The following is a 548-nucleotide window of genomic DNA, read 5'->3' on the forward strand; positions in this document are numbered from 1 at the left end:
GGAGATCAAGTAATCTTCACTCTTGAAGTGAGCAATAATGGACCAAGTGCAGCAACAGGAGTAGCAGTTACAGAAAATCTACCAACAGGATATACTTATGTATCAGATAATGGAGCCGGAGCTTATGTTACAGCCACAGGAATTTGGACTATTGGTGATTTAGCCAATGGAGCAGACACGAGTTTAGAAATTACTTGTACAGTTAATGCTACTGGAGATTATACCAACACAGCAACACTCACTGGAACCGAAGATGATCCAGACCCAAGTAACGATGAGGATGATGCCTTAACAACCCCAAATCCAATTTCAGATTTAGTTATCGTTAAGTCGGTAGATGAGGCAACACCAAATGTTGGAGATCAAGTAATCTTCACTCTTGAAGTGAGCAATAATGGACCAAGTGCAGCAACAGGAGTAGCAGTTACAGAAAATCTACCAACAGGATATACTTATGTATCAGATAATGGATCTGGAGCTTATGCTACTGCCACAGGAATTTGGACCATAGGTAATTTAGCCGATGGAGCAGATACGAGTTTAGAAAT

The 548-nt window shown here is 40.7% G+C and carries 1 protein-coding gene; it reads left to right on the top strand.

The genetic code is table 11. From position 1 onward, the window contains the following. Window positions 1-548 (top strand): DUF11 domain-containing protein (locus HNS40_RS22715; protein ID WP_172284985.1); only part of this gene is annotated, 548 nt, incomplete at both ends.

It is taken from the genome of Lentimicrobium sp. S6 (assembly GCF_013166635.1).
Classification (GTDB): Bacteria; Bacteroidota; Bacteroidia; order Bacteroidales; family UBA12170; genus UBA12170.